Raw genomic sequence first — 20,489 nt, forward strand, 5'->3', positions numbered from 1 at the left:
TTTTTATTTGGTCTCATCATAGCTGAAAACTTATGAAAACCTATTTTCTTGAGCAACTGATTTCGTCGCCACACATCTCATCTACGGACACTGTCCCAGTAGAGTTGGCATCTTGCGTGCTAACTATCGGCAATTTTGACGGTGTGCACCTTGGTCACCAAGCCATGCTAGCCCAAGTTCGTGAGATTGCACATACCCAAAATTTGGGTGCGGCGGTCATGATATTTGAGCCGCAGCCACGTGAGTTTTTTGCACCTGCTAAAGCGCCTGCGCGCCTGACCAATCTGGCAGAGAAGCAAGCACTGCTAGCAGAATATGGTGTTGAAACATTGATCGTAGCAGGTTTTGATACAGAATTTCGCTCGCTATCAGCACAAGCGTTTGCCGATATATTAGCCAAGCGTTTGAACGTCAAAGCATTAGTGCTAGGTGATGACTTTCGCTTTGGCCATGATCGTACTGGCGACAGTCAGTTTTTGCGTGGCTATGGTTTGGATGTGACCAACCTGCATACGGTCACTGATAGTAGTACTGATAGCGACATTGTTGATAGCGACAGTATTGATACGACCGATAACGACGCTGCCCGTATCAGCTCTACTCGTGTTCGTGATTTACTATTGGCAGGTGATATTCAAGCAGCCAACCGGTTACTTGGTCGTGACTATGCAATCACTGGAGTGGTTGTGCGTGGCGACCAAATAGGTCGAACGATAGACTTCCCTACCGCAAATATCGATTTGCAACGAATAAAACCTGCCTTACATGGTATTTTTGCAGTCGATGTGGTGAGCTTAGATGACAATGGTAATGTGATCGCTAATGGTTTGACTGCGCTTGCCACCGATGGTCATACAGGTGTTGCCGGATTGCGTCCGCATAGTTTGTTCGGCACGGCTAATATTGGCAAAAGACCTTCTGTTGATAAAGGTGATGACTGGCGACTAGAAGTCCACTTTCCACAGTTGCAAGCTGATTTATACGGACTGAACTTACACGTACGTTTCCTACACTTTTTGCATGGTGAGCGTCGCTATGATGGATTAGAAGCATTAAAATCTGGTATTCATCAAGACGTTGCAGACTTACTTGAGTGGCGCGACAAGCAAATTTGATGTTTAGTGTTACTCCAGACATAAAAAACCCCGCGATATTAAGACTATCGCGGGGTTTTTTATGTCTATAAATCTTTATGCGTCAGGATGCAAACGGACATTTAGCTCATCGATGGTCTCTACCCATGCGGCATCTTTTTGCCATTCTTCTTGCAGGAACATACGCTGATTGTCTGTCCAAATGCTAGCCTCTGTTAGTTTTTCTTCGCTAGCTAATTGGTTTGCTGCGATAAAATCATCAATTGCTTCATTAGAGCTGTCTAGACCTAACTGAGCAAATAATTCATTCATACTGTATTCTGGTTCACCCAACATAACTTTCTCCTTAAATGGTACGAATAGGATCGTACTTATAGTTTAATGTGCTTATTATTCAAATTGACACATTCATTGTAGCAAGCTTTAGTTTAATAGCTGTTAATCAACGTTTATCTAACGTTATCAATTGTATTAACGGTAAACTGCTTTTATCCATTTAAGACAGTAAGCTAAATTGCTCTCATTTGCCTATTTCTTATAGACATAAAAAAAGCCCTCATATTTCAGAGGGCTTTTTTATACTACTTAAATCATAGCTTACTGAATAGCAGCTTAGATTTACGGTAGTAAGTGTGCTACTGCATCACGCTCTTCACTAAGCTCTTGCTCAGTGGCAGCCATTTTCTCTTTCGAGAAATCTGATGATACATCAACGCCGTCTACAATAGACCAGTCGCCGTTAGTGCATGTGCATGGGAATGAGTAGATCAAACCTTCAGCAATACCGTATTCGCCGTTTGAGTAAACGCCCATAGATACCCAATCGTTCTCATCAGTACCTAGCGCCCACGTACGCATGTGTGCGATAGCAGCGTTGGCAGCAGAAGCCGCAGATGATGCACCGCGAGCTTTAATGATCGCAGCACCGCGCTGTTGTACTTCTGGGATATAAGTCGCTTCGTACCATTCGCGATCAACTAAATCTAGCGCAGGCTTGCCGTTTACCGTACAAGCGGTTAGATCTGGATACTGAGTTGACGAATGGTTGCCCCAGATGATCATTTTTTTCACGTCATTTACAGTACTGTCAGTCTTGCCAGCCAACTGTGCCATAGCACGGTTATGGTCTAGACGCGTCATTGCAGTGAAGTTGCGTGGATCAAGATCTGGTGCATTGCGCTGAGCGATAAGTGCGTTCGTGTTGGCAGGGTTACCGACTACCAATACTTTTACATCACGGCTAGCGACTTCGTTCAATGCTTTACCTTGCGCTGAGAAAATCGCAGCGTTGGCTTCTAGCAAATCTTTACGCTCCATGCCTGGGCCACGAGGACGTGCACCAACCAGTAAAGCATAATCGATATCTTTGAATGCGACATTAGCATCGTCAGTTTGGACGATACCAGCCAACAATGGGAATGCACAGTCTTCTAGTTCCATGACCACACCCTTTAGGGCGTCAAGAGCTGGCGTAATTTCAAGTAATTGCAAAATAATCGGCTGATCTTTACCTAGCATCTCGCCAGATGCAATACGAAATAGCATCGCGTAGCTGATATTACCAGCGGCACCAGTGACGGCAACACGTAAAGGCTGTTTCATTGACATTGAATACTCCCTAATTAATTATTAGATAATTCTAATGAACGATTATCATTTTAGATATCGACTTGTTTGCCGCATAGCAGCATGTATAAACCGAGAGCTAGTGTAGCACTTCATCGCAGTGACCGTCTAGATACAGTCATAGACCCATCAGGGATTATATTGTTACATTTTATACGAGAGGAGTTCTATAGAGGCTAAGCGCTTACGGATAAAGCGCTAGAGGGCTTTGGTACATGATAACTAAAGCATATTTTCACTATGCTATACGTAGATATAATGGTCAAAATAGGCAATTTGCACCATTAAATTCGGCTAAGTGAAATGGAAAACGGTATCAAAAAAGAAGTTTGAGCAGGTAAACAAGCAAAGGCTATCGTCCACCTGAAATGATAAATTTACTGCCACAACTATCTACAACGTCATGACAAGTGCCAAAGTCACTACCTTCATAACATACGTGTATATCAGTGAGTATCGATTGGCGACGGCTGCCTTCTTGACAGATGAGGTCCACACTATTGGAAGACATACCACTATTGAGACGGGTCATTTGACTGATAAATCGTGATTTGGAAACAGTATAACTATTACCCGTATTTAACTCGTTCGGTAATTTTAATCCACCTGCATAATTGGTAATCTGGCGGAAGTAACTGCTGGCGCTAAGCGGACTACAAGCTCCATAACGTTGCCACGTTTGGCTACGTACCGTTGTGTCAGGCATGATGCGGTTAACGACTTTTAGTTGCAGCGGGGTAAGGCGTGGCTCACTACCACGACCGCAGCGCTCGCCATATCCCATATCCAGACCAGATACAGTCAACGAATACCCTTCTAAACACTGGCGCATACGTGCCCGCGTCGGCTGCATATTACACAATGCTGGGGTCATCTCAATCATCAATACGCGCTGACCAGTCTTAACCGTGTTAGCCGCCTGTACTGGCAGCAGTACAACACCTTGTATAAGCAGTAAAGCGCCGAAGCTCATCGTTGCTTTAATACTACCTAAACTGTGTTTACTAGCCAACCCTGCACGCAATTGCACCATAGAATTAGCAGCCTTGTTGCTCAGGTTTGTATCTGTCTTTGTATTTGCCTTCGATAGAGAGCATATCCGATTAGATAACGAATATTTGGTTTTTGGCGACGTAGACTGACTAAAATATTTTTTGATCATAGGACTGAAGGCAGTTAGTTAGCAATGATAAGACATAGGCTATAACTTAAATCATTAGACGCGATACATAAAACACGCATTGACCTAAGAACAAGACTGAAAAATAGGGTTTCCCATTAAGGCAATGGTAACAAAACGTTTTTTTTAATCTATAGCAAAAACGTAAACGTTGACGACATCGTCAGGAATCTCGATAAATGTTGATAAAGTACTGAAGGATAAAGACTGTGAAATTTACCTTAGCCAAATGAATGCTACTTTGGCAAATCAGAGTTGATCAATTGACAATTAGCAAAGCAAATTAGCAGATAAAAATAAACCACTAACAATGAATCATTAGTGGTTTATCAAATGCAAGTTCAGTGATCAAAATCCAGCTGGCACCGTACCCATACGCTGAGTAATCGGCTGACCACGACCCAACAGACTGCTATAAATAGTGGCGTTTTCCATTACGTGTTTGACATAGTTACGTGTCTCAGGAAATGCAATCGACTCTACATATTGATCTGCGGCCAGTGAACCATAAACTGGCTGCCAGCGTTTGGCGTTATTAGGACCAGCGTTATAGCCTGCGGTTGCCAGTACTGGCTGATAATTGAGTTTGCCCAAGATATCACCCATATACCACGTACCATAGCGGATATTGGTATCACCACTGTTGGCACGGCTCGCACTATACGTCTCGCCTAGGTTGCGAGCGATATATTTTGCGGTATCAGGCATGACTTGCATTAATCCACTCGCGCCTACGTTTGAGCGCGCAGAAGATACGAAACGGCTTTCTTGACGCATGATACCGTACGCCCATGCTGGATCAATACCTGCTGACTCACTATAACGCACAACTGCGCTTTGATGCGGCATCGGATGCGAGAGTGCGAGACTATCCACTCTATCAGTATTATCAACGGCATAAATCGCTCGATCGAGCCAACCCATATCATAGGCTTGACGAGCAGCGGCAATAATCAAATTGTCATCACGATTATCACGAGCTTGCTTCACCGCCCAGTTCCACTCGCGGTTGGCATAAGCACGACTAGCTTCAGAGTTATACAACGCAAACGCACGAGCAAAGTTGGCATCTTGCATGACGCGCGCGCGATCAGCGGTACTGACATTAGGCAAATTACTACCGCCTAGGCGGCTAGCATCAAAACGCTGCCCTATTTTATCTTTTGCCATTAAGCCATAATAGTCATTGCTCTTTGCTAAGTTCTGATACATTTTTTTGGACGTATTGCGCTTACTACTATCGCTTGACTGCTCATACGCACGAGCAAGCCAATACTGCCACTGGGCTTCTTTTTGGGTTTCGCCGTCCATTTTTGAGATAGCTTCTACCACATCATCCCAACGACCGAAGCGAATCGCCGCCATAGCGTAGTCTTCTGCTTCTTCAAAATTAAAGTCATTGTCCAAACTGTTGCGGAACCAATCCACTGCTTCAGCGTTAAAGCCATCATCAGTGTTGTGATTCATACGCTGTACGCCAAGCGTACGATAAGCATAGCGTCGCGTTTCGTCATTCAACAATTTGACAGCGCGCTGATTGTCTTGTTTGATATCAAAGTCTAACTGTAGCGCCGCCTCACGATAAGACTTGTCAGCCATACGGCCGATTGCATACATATATAGGTATTGATTGGTTTGGCTAGCAGGTTCACGACCAAAACGGCTAAAGAAAGAAGACGGATTTAGCTGAATTTCACTGAGCGCCGAATAAGCAATTGGCGTACCAAGACGCGATGACAATGCCATAATATCGCCTGTCTTGCCTTTACGTAGCATACGCTTAAGACGAGCCGCACGATCTTGATTACTAATTAGCGCGTTATTGTTCATCTCCATCGCTAGCTGATCGCACAATGCTGGTTGCTTTTTGGTGGTCAGCCAAACATCAGATTTGGCTGCCATGGCACGCATGGTGTCACCACCATTATTAAACCCAAGCGCAACCGCACAGCGCTCACTGGCATCCGCATTGGTAATCAAATTGGCTACCTGTCTAACTGAGGCATAATCATTCGATCCTGCTTTGGTCTCCGCAAAATCAGCCACTAATTTCTCAGCCATAACCGTATCTGGATACTGACGCACAAACTGTGAAACAGCTGCTGAACTCTGTGAATTAAGATCTAAATTCATGCGCCAATAGGTCGGATACATCGCAAACAAGCCACCGCTCATGACTTGCTCATAGTTATAGAGCGCACTCACATCACCGCGATCGGCAGCGATAGCGGCTGCCATAAATGAGTCGATACTGCTGTCTTGTTGATAGTTACTTTCTTGTTGGTAGCTTTCCTCATCGCCCCACGTCAACTCGGCACAAGCGACTTGTGACACACCAAGTGCACTTACCGCTGTTGCCACGCTCAACGCGCTCAACCGTAGCGTACCTACTGTGATTCGCTTTGACGCGTGTTTTTGACTGATAGACTCTTCATCCTTGATGCTATGCGCAACACGCAACTTTGTCATACTGACTCTCTTTATGATATCTCTACAAATATGTGAATAACGGTTCGCTAAGTACCGCCAAGGGTATAGCAATCATCATACTATACTCATTGTGCTTTCAACTATCTCCTTTACCTTTTGTTAATAAATAGGACAGCACGGTGTAACATAGAAGTGATAACGAGCCGCAGTTTTTATGAATAGTAATATGAACGCCAGTAAATAATTGATACTGCTATGAATTATTTATCATATTGATACCTCATCGCTCGTGCTAATTTTTCACATTGGCACAGGGTTGTGATAAAATACGCCACCTGTTAATCGGCTACTCCGCTATATTTTTGGTCAATCATGGACTTATCCTTATGAGTGTTACTGTATTCAATCCCCGCATCGATGACGATGCTGTTGCTGAGACGACTGTCACCGCACGTGCTGTCACTGCACTCAAAGAAGCAAGTTCAGCCCAAGCGCCCGTCGAAAAAGCAGCGACAAAAAAGGTCTTTGTCACGACCCAAGGCTGTCAGATGAATGTCTATGATTCTGGCAAAATGCTAGATGTATTGGGTGACTCGCATGGTATGGAAGTCACTCATGACATCGATGAGGCCGATGTACTGCTGATGAACACCTGCTCTATTCGCGAAAAAGCGCAAGAAAAAGTCTTTTCGGAATTGGGTCGCTGGCGCAAACTGAAAGAGAAACGCCCTGATCTCGTCATTGGTGTTGGTGGTTGTGTGGCCTCACAAGAAGGCGATAATATTCAAAAGCGTGCGCCTTATGTCGACATGGTATTTGGTCCACAGACACTACATCGTCTGCCAGAGCTGTACGATCAATCAAACGAACAGCGTGAAATCGCGCCTAAGAATCGTATCGGCACAATTGATGTGTCATTCCCTAGCATTGAGAAGTTTGACTTTTTGCCAGAGCCAAGAGTAGAAGGCTACAAAGCATTTGTCTCTATCATGGAAGGTTGCTCAAAGTATTGCTCATTCTGCGTGGTGCCTTATACGCGCGGTGAAGAATTATCACGTCCACTAGATGATGTATTGGCTGAGATTGATAGCCTTGCCGCTCAAGGTATCCGTGAAATCAACCTATTGGGTCAAAACGTCAACGGCTATCGCGGCGAAAAAGACGATGGCAGTATTTGCCGTTTCGCTGAGCTGTTGCACTATGTCTCGCATGTCGATGGTGTCGAGCGTATTCGCTATACGACCAGCCATCCGCTAGAGTTCACTGATGATATCATTGATGCATATGCCCAATTGCCAGAGCTAGTATCGCACTTACATCTACCGGTTCAGAGTGGCTCAAATGCTATCTTGGCAGCGATGAAACGTAACCATACGATTGACGTTTATATTAATCAGATTAATAAGCTAAAAGCCATTCGTCCAGATATTCACTTGTCGAGTGACTTTATCATTGGCTTCCCTGGTGAGACCGATCAAGACTTCCAAGATACCTTAAACTTGGCAAAAGAGTTGAACTTCGATCACTCTTACAGCTTTATCTACTCTAAACGTCCAGGCACGCCAGCCGCTGAGTTGCCAGATGATGTGAGTTTCAAAACTAAAAAAGAGCGCTTGGCAGAATTCCAAAAAGTCATCATTGACTCAACGCTAGCGAAAACGCATGAGATGGTCGGCACCACGACACGTGTGTTGGTGGAGCAAGTTGCCAACCGCCATCCTGACTGCTTAATCGGCACGGCGGATAATACCCGTACCGTTATGTTCCCTCATGATGTTGAGAAAATGGATGAGCTGTTGGGTAAACTTGTGAGCGTACGTATTACCGATTTCGTCAGCCCGCACATGGTAAAAGGTGAGCTAATCGAAGTATTGGCCTAGTGGTTAAGGTAACAATGGTTAAGTTATAAGTTTGAGTAAAAATAAAAAAGCCGTTCACTATCATAGCGAACGGCTTTTTTGTGGGTGAATATTAACTATCACTATTCTGATAACCAATCTGTCTGCCGTAACTGCTGCTTGGTCTCGCGGCGACGTTTTTTTCGGACAATATCGATATCCTCTTTTTCATGGATGCCACCCTTTCTGAGTAGTGGATCCAGAGCCAAATAGTTGCGCGGCTTGACTGTACCTAGCGAATGCTGTGTACCTGTCATATTTTGACGTTCTCTAAAAGTATTTTCATCTTACCTTACAGTCGCTTATATCATAAAACTATTGATGACTTCAGCCAATAAAGCAGCGGCAATAAGGATAAATATCACCCCGCAACCACGATTGAGCCAAGCTAAACGATTACCAACATCAAGCCAACTTGCCAGCTTTTTGCCACCTAGTGTATATACGATTTGCCAAATCGTTTCACTCAAAAACAAGCCAATGGTCAATAGGACATATTGTGGCCATAGTGGCGCACTAAAATTGATAAATTTAGGAAAAAATGCCGCAAAGAACAAGATAGCTTTCGGATTAGATAATGACACCCAAACACCAGTACGAAACAAGGTCGTATTGCTCGGCGCTATTTTAGTAGCAGCGCTAGAGAGCGAACGCGGCTGTGGTGTACTGGGTACGCCGTCAGTGGCAGCATAGTCTGCTGCTACCTCGGCACTCAACTCTTTGGCATCACTCATCAAGCTACCGTCGCCAGCATCGCGCCAAGAGCTGATACCCAAATAGATTAAGTATGCCGCGCCCACGGCTTTGATGATCGTCAACAGCCACGGTGACTGGCGACTGATTACGTCCAAGCCAAGCAGTGTCGATAGCAGTAATACAAACAAGCCAAGGCTCAGACCTGCTAGCGTCCATAAGGTTCGTTTGACGCCATAGTTCATGCCGTACTGGAATGCCAGCAGCATATTAGGACCAGGGGTCGCTGAGATAAAAAACGTACTTGCGAAAAATACTGCAAACAGATGCCAAGACATCAACCCACCCCTACTTTGTCATGTGTAAATGGTTCTAATACGAACGGCTATACGACTTAAATACGCGACTAAAAAATAAACACCGCCATTAAGACGGTGTCACTTATACCTATATATCAAAAGGTCTCGCAAAAATTATTAAAGAAACTACGCGCCTACTACTGGATAATTATGACTGCATGGACGGTTGAGTCGTACAGCTATCTAACAGCTTCTTTAAGAATGCATCACAGCGTTCAATTTCGCTAAGCTCTACATACTCATCCGCTTTGTGCGCCTGTTCAATACTACCAGGGCCACAAATAATTGTTGGGATGCCTGCATTGGTAAACTGACCGCCTTCAGTCGCGTAAGCCACTTTATGACGCTCATCATCTCCTGTCAGCGCAGCGATCAATGATTGCAACTCAGCACTATCGTCATCTGTCATTGCTGGGACGCTTTCTTCTTGCATCAGCTCAATGCCAGTCTCTGGCGCACGTGCTTGCATTTGGGCATTTAGCTCAGCGACTTTTGCCTGAATGGGCGCTAGTATATCGTCTTGCGTCATGTGCGGCAGGTTACGATAGTCAAAAGTAAACTCGCATAGGTTGGGCACGATATTGGTCGCTGTACCACCATGTATGGTACCTACTGACAATGTCGAATAAGGCACTGTAAATAATGCATCGTTATCATCACGAGCACTCAGCTCTTCAGCAAGCGTATCTACATAGCCCACCAATCTGCTGGCGTAGCTAATCGCATTGACACCTTGTGCAATCAGTGACGAATGCGCCGACTTACCATGTACACGGCAACGATAAACCGCGATGCCTTTGTGTGCAACTACCATGGCCATGTTAGTCGGCTCACCAACGATACAATAATCAGGCGTGATACCGCGTGCTTTTAGGTCTGCCAAAATCAATGGCGCACCCAAACAGCCAACCTCTTCATCGAACGACAATGCCAAATGCAACGGACGACGTAGCTGACCATTGTTTGACAACTGCACGGCTTGCGGCAATATCGTTAGCGCACAAGCGATAAAGCCCTTCATATCACACGCACCGCGTCCATATAGCTTATCACCACGTATCGTCGCGGTAAACGGCTCTGAAGACCACGCTTGTCCATCGACAGGTACAACGTCAGTATGACCTGATAAGATCAGACCGTTATTGATAATATCAGCGTTTTCACCAGCTGGTACAGTCACAAACAAGTTAGCTTTGGTCTTAGCTTCATTAAAGGTTAAATCAACTGTAAGGCCCAACTGTTCACAGTACGACTTTACATCGTTAATCAAAGCCAAATTAGAGTGACGACTGACCGTATCAAAGGCGATGAGACGTGTTAGCCAATCGAGACTCTGAGTAGGATGCTCAGCATTTTTCAGCTGGACATCGCTGCTACTATCAACATTATCGCTATTACTACTGTTATTTTGGATCATAAAATATCCTTACTACAATTTTCAGAACTATGATGTGTCAGAGCTGACTTACGATGGATTGTCATGATTCATCACATCAACCACTGGCGGCATTGGTTTTGGTAGCTTGCCTTCTGCCTGTAGCTCTTTGGTTGTTTTGGCATCGATAGACAAACCCGCGATGAGCGCGATATCTTTGACAGCCTTACGTTTACGCGTGGCAAAGCTTACTGGTACCATACGAGCAAATTCATAGATATAAAGATAAGACTCTTCGCCACCTTCAAAATCTTCATCATCTTCGAGACGAATTGCGCCAATCTTAGCCAAATCAGATAGCATCTCGTTTTCTTCACTGGTCAAACCACAATCAGTAATACCGAAACCCGTCATAAAACCGTTTGCCCACTGTTTCAACGCCATCACGCGCTCGTATAAATCATGTTCATCATCTGGGATGAGCGGCATATACGCGTAGGCATCATCTTTGTCTTTTAGCTGAAAAACGATGTCTTCCGCTTCTTCTGTCAGCAAGGTCAATGCAGGCTCTGGTAGCGGGGCAAAGCTGAGCTCTTCAAACACCTTAGCCCAAGTTGCTTCGTCGGGTGCATTACAAGCCGTCATAAGCCCTGTCATCATGCCATGCACTTCGCTGATAGACACGTCCGTCCAATCATCAAACGCAGTCAGCCAAGTATTCCAGCCAGAGATATTATCATTCATAATAGATGTCCTAGTAATTGATTACTGCTCATAAAATAAAAATAGTCGCGATAAAATGTCATAGACAAATCATCGATAAATAAAAGTAAAAAGACAAAGCCTGATGCTTGTAATTACTTTGTTGATATAGATATTATGCGGTCACCTATGGCATTATTAAATGCAGCGAACAAAATTCATTCACGCTTACTTGTTAAGGATAAAAACTGACTATGTATGATCAACTTAGAATATTAGAAAAAATGGTACTCGACATTAAAAAACAGTATCAGCTTGTCAGTGCTGAACTTAGCAGCTTAAAACAACACCCTGTTACTGATTCAAAAGAATTTGCCGCACTAAAAACCAAATTAGACAACAGTCATAACGAACGTGACGGTGCCAAAAAACAACTGAACGATCTTGATAAGCGCTATCAAAGTCTTGCAGAAGCGCACCATATGATCGGTGAAGAACAAGACAAACTGCAAAAACAGATCAGCCAATTACAACAACAAAACAGCGAGCTGCAACAACACAATAATGAGCTAAAGCAGCAGTATAGCGATATCAAACAACAAAACAGTGAGCTGCAAAAGAAGAACCAATTGGCAGCCGAGCGTACGCAAGTCGTATTACAGCGCCTAACCCGTATCGATCAAGCAGAAGGCTAACGTTTTCTTGTAGCATATAGCAAAGACGTACTGCTTATTAAACTGCCAAATGCTATTTGTAAAATCTGATATCACTCATTTCACTGACCAGACATTGTAGGATTTATCATGACCGATGACCAAAGCAAATCGATAGAAAAACAACCAAAAAATACTCAAGCGCCAAGTGCACCAGTAATAAGTGCGCCAGTACCACCGCAAAAAACAGCACCAGCGGCATCAAATATATCAAGCGCCATGGCACAATCTAATACCAAGACACCTAAAGCACCAGAACCACAAATCAAGAAAGTCGATATTGCGATTGCTGGTGTTACTTATCCAATCTTTTGTCCAGTACATGAGCAAGAAGAGCTACTGTCAGCGGTTTCGTATATCAACAACTATGCGCTCGATTTAAAAAGAGATGCGCCAAGCCTCAGCCAAGAAAGCATACTGGTACTGTGCTGCTTAAACTTGTATGAAAAAATCCATGCCAATCAAAGAAGTGATGAAGATCGTTTGCAGAAAGACAAACAGTCTGAGGCATTGCTGAATAAAATCATGAAAGATGCTCATTCTATTCTATAGATGCATCGTACTGTACTAAACTCATAAGCGCCTAGCCAATAAAGTTAGGCGCTTTTTTATGGTCAATCATTTATCTATTTATGCATAAGGCGTGTAGGTCTTGCCTGCGTGAAAGTCTGCCTGATGCTCATAATTGCAAAAAAATAACTCTTGGTTCGCTTCAACATTGCCATCGGTAGCTGTACTTGGTTTGGTTTCAAGTACACCGCGATATTCAGCCAAGCTGTTGCCACAGAAATTGCACTGACGCGGAGTGGTCACATCCCCTTCTTTTGGCATCATACTCTTAGGTGCACGCGGGTACATAAACTTATAAAAAGCCCACATTGAAGCCCAAATAATAAGGATGACGATAATAACAGCAAACACGGCAGTGCTCCTTCGATTACGGGTAAACGCGAGAAATAACGAAATCTATTAAATAAGATTATTTGATGCGTTTTGATAGCATAAATTTTACCGTCAATAATAGCGATAATACAATGCCTTTACCGTTTAATTGCTGATTGCGTTAACGGACGAGTTATATCCACTAGATAAACCTACTAACAAATCAGTCAACTGTACAACAAAAAAACCTGGCCATGATAAGCCAGGTTTTTTATCAGAAGTAACCGTCAAGTTAAAACAATAATCAAGTTAAAGTAATAATCAGCTTTTATCAGGGTTACAGCTGTAGCTCACTGATATCAGCTACCGTCAAGAACAAGGCGCGAACCTGTTTGAGCAATGCCAAGCGATTGTTTTTAAGCGCAGCATCTTCACTGTTGACCATTACTTGATCAAAGAACTGGGTCAACGGCTCATCTAAGCTAGCCAGCGTTTGCAATACTTGCGTATAGTCTGCTTGCTCAAGCAATGGTTGTACCACTGTCTGTGCTTGCTTCACATTTGCATATAAATTTTGCTCAGCAGGTTCAGACAGTAGCGCTTCATCGACTGTATCAGCCACGCTTACTTCTGACTTGGCCAATATATTAGCAACGCGTTTGTTTGAATCCGCCAACATCGACGCCTGTGATAGCTCGCTAAATGCTTGCACTGCACGGATACGCTGATCAAAATCAAGCGGCATATGCGGGTTAATCGCTTGTACTGCTTGAATCGTATCGACGCTAACGCCCTGCTCTGTATACATCGCACGATAGCGCGAGTTTAGGAAGGCCATGACTTGGGTAAAAGTATCACCCATTTTGGCAATCTTACTACCTTCAGCATCGCTATAGCCTTTAATCGCTTGCTCAACGAGCGCAACCAGATTAATCGGCAACTGCTTTTCGATCAAAATACGTAAGATACCAATAGCAGAACGACGTAAGCTAAACGGATCCTTTGAACCTGTCGGTGCTTGGTCAATCGCAAAAATACCAACCAATGTATCCAAACGATCAGCCAATGCTAAGCAAATACCAATCGGTGTCTGTGGCAATACATCACCACTGAATTTCGGCAGATACTGCTCTTCTAAACTGGCGGCAACCGCTTCTGGCTCATCGTTTAGACGCGCATAATAAGTACCTGCGATACCTTGTAATTCAGGGTATTCGCCGACAAGCGAGCTGGCCAAATCTGCTTTAGACAAAATGCCCGCACGTACGGTTTCATCGACATTGATATCGTGGCCTTGCTGCTGCATCAACGCGGCGATGAATGCTGCCAATTTAGCAATACGCTCAGACTTCTCCCAAATCGTACCCAGTTTGTCTTGGAATACGCGATTTTTTAGGCTTTCTGTGAGCGCAAACAAGGGCTGCTTTTGATCTTGTAAGAAGAAAAACTCTGCATCAGCCAAACGTGGACGTACAACTTTTTCATTACCTTCAATAATCTGGTTAGGATCTTTTGATTCAATATTGGTAATAAAGATAAAATACGGCTGCAATTTGCCAGTCTTATCCGTCAAGCAAAAATACTTTTGATCCGCTTGCATGGTCGAGATAAGCGCTTCTTGCGGTACTTGTAAAAAGCGCGCTTCAAAGCTTGCTCGTAGCGCAATTGGGAAATCGACCAATGCGGTGACTTCGTCTAACAAATCCTGCGGTACGATGGCATCAGAATTGACTTCATCTGCCAATGCTTTGACTTGGTTTTTGATCAGCATTTGACGCTTATCAAAATCTGCCACTACTTTTAGACCACTTAGTAACTCTTCATAATCATTGGCATGAGCAATGTTATGGTAGTCAGGGCTGTGGAAGCGATGACCACGCGTTTGCGTACTAGTCTGATGACCTTGGATAGTAGCATCGATGACAGTATCATCCTGCATCAATACTGCCCACTGTACTGGACGCACAAACTCGTTACGGCTAGCACCTGAGCGCATACGCTTAGCAATTGGCAAATTATCTAGCGCGGTCTGGAAAATAGCAGGCAGTAACTCAGTAGTCGCTTGACCACGGATAGTCTGCTCAAAACCGACATAGTCACCTTTATCGGTATTAATCGTCGTAAGCTCGCTGGCTTCAATACCCAAACCTTTGGCAAAACCCATGGCCGCACGTGTTGGGTTACCCTCTGCATCAAACGCCGCTTTAATCGCTGGTCCGCGTTTTTGCTCAGTGCGATCAGGCTGCTTATCGCTAATACCTTGAATCTGAATTGCCAAGCGGCGCGGAGCAGCAAAGGCTTTGATGCTATCAAAGGTAATATCTGCTGCTGTTAATTGCTCAATAACACTGGCTTGTAGCGCATCACGTAATGGTTTTAGGCTCTTTGGAGGTAGCTCTTCACACCCCAGTTCAAATAGAATAGTACTCATGACAATCTCGGTTTATTAAGAATTTTTTATATAAAAATTGAATGAATTATAGCAAAGTCGTGGCCATCAACAGTTGATGATATTATCATGGGACACTGTTTTCATATTGTGAAGCCATTAATGATAAACCATGAAAGACTACAGACTCTAGTTAAACAACTCTATAATACCGTTAACGAACTGGAAAATATGTTTCCTGGTCGACACTTCACCCCAGACGGTCATTTAGTGGGTAGCTTGGGTGAATGCTTGGTAGCAGATGCGTACGATCTGAAACTATTACCTGCAAGTAACAAAGGCTACGACGCTATAACGAAAGACGGTTTAAAAGTTGAAATAAAAGCCACCCAATCTAAGTCTGTTTCCTTTAGAAGTGAACCTGAACACGCAATTATTATTAAAATAATGCCAGATGGCACATTTGAAGAAATATATAATGGCTCAGGCTTACTTGTATGGGAACAATTTGCAAATAAAAAGCGACCTAGCAATGGTCAGTTTCAAATCTCTATTACTAAACTCAAAGCACTCAATGAAATGGTTTCCGACCATGACCGAGTGCATAGGATTAATATCTAGAATTTAAACTACTTATTCTCACCATCTTCTTTTGGCAAATACTTATCAAGCGCGGCTTGGCGATGCTCTTCATCAGCCAACGGGAAGCCCAGTTTGGCACGAGCTTCTACATAACCAAAGGCAACCTTACGAGCAAGCGTACGCACACGCAGGATAAAACGCTGACGCTCAGTCACTGAAATAGCGCCACGTGCATCAAGCAAGTTAAAGGCATGAGATGCTTTTAATACCATCTCATAAGCTGGCAATGGCAATCCTGCATCGACCAATTTGTCGGCCTGTTGCTCATAGAAATCAAACATCTCGCCCATCATTGGTACATCAGCGTGCTCAAAGTTGTAGGTGGACTGCTCGACTTCGTTTTGATGAAAGACATCGCCATACGTGACACGGCCAAACTCACCATCTGCCCAGACCAAATCATAAACGCTATCAACGCCTTGTACATACATGGCCAAACGCTCAAGCCCGTAAGTGATTTCGCCAGTGACTGGGAAACATTCAATGCCACCGACTTGCTGGAAGTACGTAAACTGCGTGACTTCCATACCGTTTAGCCAAATCTCCCAACCAAGTCCCCATGCACCAAGCGTTGGCGATTCCCAGTTGTCTTCTACAAAACGCACATCATGCACCAATGGATCAATACCAATGGCTCGTAGTGAGTCCAAATACAGCTCTTGGATGTTCGGTGGGTTTGGCTTTAGCACGACTTGGAACTGATAATAATGCTGCAGGCGGTTCGGGTTATCACCATAGCGCCCGTCAGTAGGACGACGTGATGGCTGTACATACGCTGCATTCCAACGCTCAGGACCTAACGAGCGCAAAAACGTCGCGGTATGAAAAGTACCTGCACCGACTTCCATGTCGTAGGGCTGCAATACCACGCAGCCTTTATCGGCCCAATAATTTTGCAAAGTTAAGATTAAATCTTGAAAAGTCATCGGTTGAGAGTCTTTATCTTGTGTCATCGAGGTTATCGCTTGGGATGTCATAGTTTCGGTTTTCATAGTAAAGCCACTGTGAAATGAGTATTATTAAATAAATCTCTGATAGCGCTCGCGCGACCTATTCGGCAACGACTCTATCTGCCTGCTCACCTTACTAAAAATTGACTATTTTATCCATATTTACATCAACTAAATTTGCATAGTGAGCATAAAACCTCGGTTGTATAGCGTATTTTTAGGCAAATCATCATGGAAGTCGCACTAATACAATAAATAAAAAAATACCCAAATGCGCTAGCATTCGGGCAGGAGGAAAATTGTATCTTGGGCATCCTGATTGATCAGGCTTTTTATTTTTTGGAGGTCTACTGTTTTTAGCAACTACGTCTAACTTAAACTTGACTCTTTAACTGGTTCAAAAAACCTAATTTTAAAAATGCCTATCAGGCTCCTATTATTGATAAGACTGACTATTGGCTTTTGGCATAATTATCCATAGGATGATATAAATCAAAATGCCTGGTACTGCTGCGCTTAACGATGAGATGATTACGAATAATACTCTCACCCATGTTGGCGACCAACCAGCATACTCTGCAATGCCACCCATCACACCTGCTATCATGCGATTGTTTGGTGAGCGATGTAATTTTGCTAACTTAGCCAAATCAAATACCTCTCTATTTTCTATTCTTGTTTATTTTTTATTCTATTTTTCTGATTGTCTTACGTATTTAGCCAAAACATTATCTTGCTTTGCTAACTTACGAATTAGTATATCAATAATTCAGGATTTATCTGTTGAAGGTATAGCAGTACTTTGTGAGTTTATGCTACTCAAGCTTACCCTAATCTGTCATCGCACCTTGCAAGCCCCTGATTTTAAATAGTTATTTCAAAATGTTTCAAAACCACCTTTGTTGCTATAACATTGCAATTTAGCTTTACATATCTTGTTACTTTTAATTTAATCAAAGAGATAAGCTCGCTTCATAACGCTAAAATTTAGTTAAACTTTTGATAGTCTGAATAATCTTTTAACTAACCAATTTTGCTCATTTAAGAAATTCTCAATCAAAAAACGTGCGATTCCGTGTACGTGCGATATACCTTATTTTTACAATAACCCACCTGCAAATACTCCAAAAGCTTTATACCATGCTGATAAGCAACTTAAGTTTTCAGACGTTCTATGATGAAAGTTATAACACTGCTCAACTGTTATTTAAAAACACCTTTACGAAGAGCATTAGAAGTAAAGAACATGGTTGGTATTACGATTCTTAATAGACTTCTGATTTGGATCTTGATAGATGTCTAGTTTGGATCCTTTAACTTAGACAGCATCAGCCATATTTTTTGGAATAGAGATAGAACACTAAGATTAAAATAAAAAAATAATAAGGATAACTATGTACGACACTGGACTGATGATTGGACATTTCGAGTCGCTGCATTTAGGGCAGATGCGCAGCATATTGGATGCAGCAGGACAAGCCAAAACCTTGCATATCGTTATTATGGCGCATCCATCGCCTCATCCAGATTTTACTATCACCTTACAAGACAAAGCGCGCTGGCTACAGATGGCCTGTGCCGATTTACCCTTTATTCATATTCATACTACTCATGAGATCGAGCTACCGCTGCACGAACATCTGTATAGTGCCAGTGATGATGTCAGTATCGATGTCGCTGCTAGTAATGCCAAATTGCAACGCTTAATGGACGCACTATCACTATCAGCAGAGACTGTATTGTTTATGGCGGAAAACCATCCGCTCACTCGCAATGACATACAAGAGCAGCTGCTTTTACCAGTCGTTACTACGCCGCTACAGTCTGAATTTGACTCTTATGCCATCGCTCATGATCCAGTCGCCCATTGGTCAGAACTTCATCCGCAAGCGCGCGTCGACTATACCAAGACTATCGCTATCGTCGGCGGTGAAAGCTCAGGCAAGACAACGCTAGTCCATAAGCTTGCCAACTATTATGGTGCCAGCTTTGCCCTAGAAATGGGCCGTCTGTATGTCGGTACAGATTTGGGTGGTAGCGAGGTTGGATTACAGTACAGTGATTATGGCCCTATTTGTCTCGACCATGCTGAGGCAATCCGAGAAGCTAAAGCCAATGCAACTGCCCCTATCACCATCGTTGATACTGACTTTGTCACTACGCAAGCATTTTGTGAAGAATACGAGGGTCGCACGCATCCTTTTGTGGCTGCTTGTATTGATGAGTTTCGTTTAGACCACACCATCATGCTAGATAACAATACGCCATGGGTCGATGATGGTATGCGATCTTTGGGTACGCCTGAAGCGCGTGGACGCTTTGAGCAGCGTTTGATAGATATTTTTGCGCGTCACGATATTACGCCGCATATGATCGATCAGCCCGACTATGACGCTCGCTACCAGCAAGCATTGTTATTGATTGATCAATATATCTATGGCAAAAAATCATAAACTGTACTGAGCATATTTATAATAATTTATTCACTAGCACATGTTATTCAACTAGCACATGTTATTCAACTAGCACATGTTATTCAACTAGCACACGTTGTTTAACTAATACATGACAGTTAGCACTATATTGATATCAGTATTTACTTTAGGGGAAAAGCGATGCGTATTCAGCTATTGGACAACATCACCGGAAAATGGGCGATGCAATGGATTATCATTTGGTTTATTTGCGGTGTCATTGCCTTATCCGCAGGTTTTTGGCTCACGACAGACCATACCACGCTTGACTGGTTTTATTTAGCGGTCTCGTTCATTGGTTTGGTTTGCGTGGTCTCGTTATCATTCCGCAAAAACGTCATGGGCAATGGCTTTGGTATGGGGGCAACGGCTGGCGAAGTCATTGTGCAGGCAACGTCTGGCGCAGTTGGTTTGATGCTTGCTCCACTATTTAACTTTTTTACCCATGTTTACGGTATCTTTTATTGGTCCAAACACACCGATCCTGATGGCGACATGATACCCAAATCAGCGAGTAAAGCTGTTTGGTTAATCACTGCTGCATTTATTATTATTGGCCTTGCCTTGTTTCCCACGATAAATGATTTATTAGCAAGCTATGGTTATGCGGTGGTACAGGATGATAGTAGTCTGTTTTTGGGATTTATCTCTTTCTTTTGGATTAACGTCATTGCCTTTGTTCTTTCTATTACCGCTCAGGCAGCTATGATTCTGCGTTATTCGTTTAACTGGTGGTTGTGGATTATCGTCAATTTTGTCTGGCTCATTGTGAATCTGATGTCTGGCAACTATATCTTTGCTATTCAGACTATGGTGTATCAAGTAAACGCCTTTATCGGCCTTTATGAGTGGCATCGCAGCGAGCAAGGATAATGCGTCTCCTATAGAAAAACCCCTTGGAAGTTTGAATAAAATCTTGCTGATATAGTATCAATAGTACGATTGAAATTGACTGTGCCGTCTATCAGATAACGTGGTAGACAGGCGCAATTAGTGCTACAACTGATATTAACAATTGTCTTCATACTGAGATTAGTAGCGAGTCCATTAGCTAGTATGAGTTACTCATCTTATTTACTAAC

Annotated in this window: 19 protein-coding genes; 7 read left to right on the forward strand and 12 right to left on the reverse strand. The window is 43.3% G+C overall.

Annotated elements, in window-relative coordinates; translation table 11 throughout:
- The first annotated feature begins 32 nt into the window (after positions 1 to 32).
- Complete coding sequence (ribF, locus tag IEE84_RS10770; protein ID WP_191114168.1) at positions 33 to 1,115, forward strand: riboflavin biosynthesis protein RibF; 1,083 nt, start codon at positions 33 to 35, stop codon at positions 1,113 to 1,115.
- A gap of 75 nt (positions 1,116 to 1,190) precedes the next feature.
- On the opposite strand, the gene IEE84_RS10775 is transcribed toward ribF, so the two are convergent.
- The 4 genes from IEE84_RS10775 to IEE84_RS10790 form a co-directional block, all read right to left on the reverse strand.
- Positions 1,191 to 1,430, reverse strand: a complete 240-nt coding sequence (locus tag IEE84_RS10775; RefSeq protein ID WP_191114169.1) for a DUF2789 family protein — start codon at positions 1,428 to 1,430, stop codon at positions 1,191 to 1,193.
- Between the two features lie 282 nt (positions 1,431 to 1,712).
- A complete protein-coding gene (locus IEE84_RS10780) occupies positions 1,713 to 2,702 on the reverse strand; it encodes a malate dehydrogenase (protein WP_191114170.1) in 990 nt (329 codons plus the stop codon).
- A 370-nt stretch (positions 2,703 to 3,072) separates the two neighbouring features.
- Positions 3,073 to 3,753, reverse strand: a complete 681-nt coding sequence (locus IEE84_RS10785) for a T2 family ribonuclease (protein WP_224737780.1) — start codon at positions 3,751 to 3,753, stop codon at positions 3,073 to 3,075.
- 495 nt (positions 3,754 to 4,248) lie between these two features.
- The gene (locus IEE84_RS10790; RefSeq protein WP_191114171.1) at positions 4,249 to 6,369 is read right to left on the reverse strand and encodes a lytic transglycosylase domain-containing protein; all 2,121 of its coding nucleotides are present in this window, start codon (positions 6,367 to 6,369) and stop codon (positions 4,249 to 4,251) included.
- 347 nt (positions 6,370 to 6,716) lie between these two features.
- Between IEE84_RS10790 and miaB the strand changes: the two genes are divergently transcribed.
- Positions 6,717 to 8,210: a tRNA (N6-isopentenyl adenosine(37)-C2)-methylthiotransferase MiaB gene (gene miaB, locus IEE84_RS10795; protein WP_191114172.1), complete on the forward strand. Its 1,494-nt coding sequence runs from the start codon at positions 6,717 to 6,719 to the stop codon at positions 8,208 to 8,210.
- Between the two features lie 101 nt (positions 8,211 to 8,311).
- On the opposite strand, the gene IEE84_RS10800 is transcribed toward miaB, so the two are convergent.
- The 4 genes from IEE84_RS10800 to IEE84_RS10815 all read right to left on the reverse strand — a co-directional run bounded on the left by IEE84_RS10800 (position 8,312) and on the right by IEE84_RS10815 (position 11,399).
- Complete coding sequence (locus IEE84_RS10800) at positions 8,312 to 8,485, reverse strand: hypothetical protein (protein WP_191114173.1); 174 nt, start codon at positions 8,483 to 8,485, stop codon at positions 8,312 to 8,314.
- Positions 8,486 to 8,530: 45 nt separating this feature from the next.
- The gene (locus IEE84_RS10805; RefSeq protein ID WP_191114174.1) at positions 8,531 to 9,259 is read right to left on the reverse strand and encodes a LysE family translocator; all 729 of its coding nucleotides are present in this window, start codon (positions 9,257 to 9,259) and stop codon (positions 8,531 to 8,533) included.
- Positions 9,260 to 9,428: 169 nt separating this feature from the next.
- Positions 9,429 to 10,697 carry an acetylornithine deacetylase gene (gene argE / locus IEE84_RS10810; protein WP_224737781.1) on the reverse strand — a complete coding sequence of 423 codons (1,269 nt, stop codon included), beginning with the start codon at positions 10,695 to 10,697 and terminating at the stop codon, positions 9,429 to 9,431.
- A gap of 48 nt (positions 10,698 to 10,745) precedes the next feature.
- Positions 10,746 to 11,399, reverse strand: coding sequence for a UPF0149 family protein (locus IEE84_RS10815; protein WP_191114175.1), 654 nt, complete (start codon positions 11,397 to 11,399; stop codon positions 10,746 to 10,748).
- Positions 11,400 to 11,611: 212 nt separating this feature from the next.
- On the opposite strand from IEE84_RS10815, the gene IEE84_RS10820 reads away from it, so the two are divergent.
- Positions 11,612 to 12,052 (forward strand): hypothetical protein, encoded by a 441-nt coding sequence (locus tag IEE84_RS10820; RefSeq protein ID WP_057761479.1) that lies wholly within the window; start codon positions 11,612 to 11,614, stop codon positions 12,050 to 12,052.
- Between the two features lie 108 nt (positions 12,053 to 12,160).
- Positions 12,161 to 12,622 (forward strand): cell division protein ZapA, encoded by a 462-nt coding sequence (locus tag IEE84_RS10825; protein WP_191114176.1) that lies wholly within the window; start codon positions 12,161 to 12,163, stop codon positions 12,620 to 12,622.
- Positions 12,623 to 12,700: 78 nt separating this feature from the next.
- Here IEE84_RS10825 and IEE84_RS10830 read toward each other — a convergent pair whose 3' ends face one another.
- Entirely contained in the window at positions 12,701 to 12,991 is a 291-nt protein-coding gene (locus IEE84_RS10830; RefSeq protein ID WP_224737782.1) for a hypothetical protein, read from the reverse strand.
- 298 nt (positions 12,992 to 13,289) lie between these two features.
- Complete coding sequence (gene glyS / locus IEE84_RS10835) at positions 13,290 to 15,383, reverse strand: glycine--tRNA ligase subunit beta (RefSeq protein WP_191114177.1); 2,094 nt, start codon at positions 15,381 to 15,383, stop codon at positions 13,290 to 13,292.
- 120 nt (positions 15,384 to 15,503) lie between these two features.
- Here glyS and IEE84_RS10840 point away from each other — a divergent pair, with 120 nt between their 5' ends.
- Positions 15,504 to 15,962, forward strand: coding sequence for a DUF6998 domain-containing protein (locus tag IEE84_RS10840; protein WP_191114178.1), 459 nt, complete (start codon positions 15,504 to 15,506; stop codon positions 15,960 to 15,962).
- 8 nt (positions 15,963 to 15,970) lie between these two features.
- Here the strand turns inward: IEE84_RS10840 and glyQ are convergent, their stop codons facing one another.
- Both glyQ and IEE84_RS10850 read right to left on the reverse strand, forming a co-directional pair.
- A complete protein-coding gene (gene glyQ / locus IEE84_RS10845; RefSeq protein WP_224738019.1) occupies positions 15,971 to 16,960 on the reverse strand; it encodes a glycine--tRNA ligase subunit alpha in 990 nt (329 codons plus the stop codon).
- A gap of 409 nt (positions 16,961 to 17,369) precedes the next feature.
- On the reverse strand, positions 17,370 to 17,582 hold the full coding sequence (locus IEE84_RS10850; protein ID WP_057761485.1) for a PspC domain-containing protein: 213 nt from the start codon (positions 17,580 to 17,582) through the stop codon (positions 17,370 to 17,372).
- Positions 17,583 to 18,327: 745 nt separating this feature from the next.
- Here IEE84_RS10850 and nadR point away from each other — a divergent pair.
- Positions 18,328 to 19,386 (forward strand): multifunctional transcriptional regulator/nicotinamide-nucleotide adenylyltransferase/ribosylnicotinamide kinase NadR, encoded by a 1,059-nt coding sequence (gene nadR, locus IEE84_RS10855; protein ID WP_191114179.1) that lies wholly within the window; start codon positions 18,328 to 18,330, stop codon positions 19,384 to 19,386.
- Between the two features lie 162 nt (positions 19,387 to 19,548).
- Complete coding sequence (pnuC, locus tag IEE84_RS10860; RefSeq protein WP_191114180.1) at positions 19,549 to 20,280, forward strand: nicotinamide riboside transporter PnuC; 732 nt, start codon at positions 19,549 to 19,551, stop codon at positions 20,278 to 20,280.
- Positions 20,281 to 20,489: the final 209 nt, after the last annotated feature.

It is taken from the genome of Psychrobacter sp. 28M-43 (assembly GCF_014770435.1).
Taxonomy (GTDB): domain Bacteria; phylum Pseudomonadota; class Gammaproteobacteria; order Pseudomonadales; family Moraxellaceae; genus Psychrobacter.

Coding starts and splice junctions, on each gene's coding strand:
- ribF (WP_191114168.1), top strand. CDS start 33: ATGAAAACCTATTTTCTTGAGCAACTGATTTCGTCGCCACACATCTCA.
- IEE84_RS10775 (WP_191114169.1), bottom strand. CDS start 1,430: ATGTTGGGTGAACCAGAATACAGTATGAATGAATTATTTGCTCAGTTA.
- IEE84_RS10780 (WP_191114170.1), bottom strand. CDS start 2,702: ATGTCAATGAAACAGCCTTTACGTGTTGCCGTCACTGGTGCCGCTGGT.
- IEE84_RS10785 (WP_224737780.1), bottom strand. CDS start 3,753: ATGGTGCAATTGCGTGCAGGGTTGGCTAGTAAACACAGTTTAGGTAGT.
- IEE84_RS10790 (WP_191114171.1), bottom strand. CDS start 6,369: ATGACAAAGTTGCGTGTTGCGCATAGCATCAAGGATGAAGAGTCTATC.
- miaB (WP_191114172.1), top strand. CDS start 6,717: ATGAGTGTTACTGTATTCAATCCCCGCATCGATGACGATGCTGTTGCT.
- IEE84_RS10800 (WP_191114173.1), bottom strand. CDS start 8,485: ATGACAGGTACACAGCATTCGCTAGGTACAGTCAAGCCGCGCAACTAT.
- IEE84_RS10805 (WP_191114174.1), bottom strand. CDS start 9,259: ATGTCTTGGCATCTGTTTGCAGTATTTTTCGCAAGTACGTTTTTTATC.
- argE (WP_224737781.1), bottom strand. CDS start 10,697: ATGATCCAAAATAACAGTAGTAATAGCGATAATGTTGATAGTAGCAGC.
- IEE84_RS10815 (WP_191114175.1), bottom strand. CDS start 11,399: ATGAATGATAATATCTCTGGCTGGAATACTTGGCTGACTGCGTTTGAT.
- IEE84_RS10820 (WP_057761479.1), top strand. CDS start 11,612: ATGTATGATCAACTTAGAATATTAGAAAAAATGGTACTCGACATTAAA.
- IEE84_RS10825 (WP_191114176.1), top strand. CDS start 12,161: ATGACCGATGACCAAAGCAAATCGATAGAAAAACAACCAAAAAATACT.
- glyS (WP_191114177.1), bottom strand. CDS start 15,383: ATGAGTACTATTCTATTTGAACTGGGGTGTGAAGAGCTACCTCCAAAG.
- IEE84_RS10840 (WP_191114178.1), top strand. CDS start 15,504: ATGATAAACCATGAAAGACTACAGACTCTAGTTAAACAACTCTATAAT.
- glyQ (WP_224738019.1), bottom strand. CDS start 16,960: ATGACATCCCAAGCGATAACCTCGATGACACAAGATAAAGACTCTCAA.
- nadR (WP_191114179.1), top strand. CDS start 18,328: ATGTACGACACTGGACTGATGATTGGACATTTCGAGTCGCTGCATTTA.
- pnuC (WP_191114180.1), top strand. CDS start 19,549: ATGCGTATTCAGCTATTGGACAACATCACCGGAAAATGGGCGATGCAA.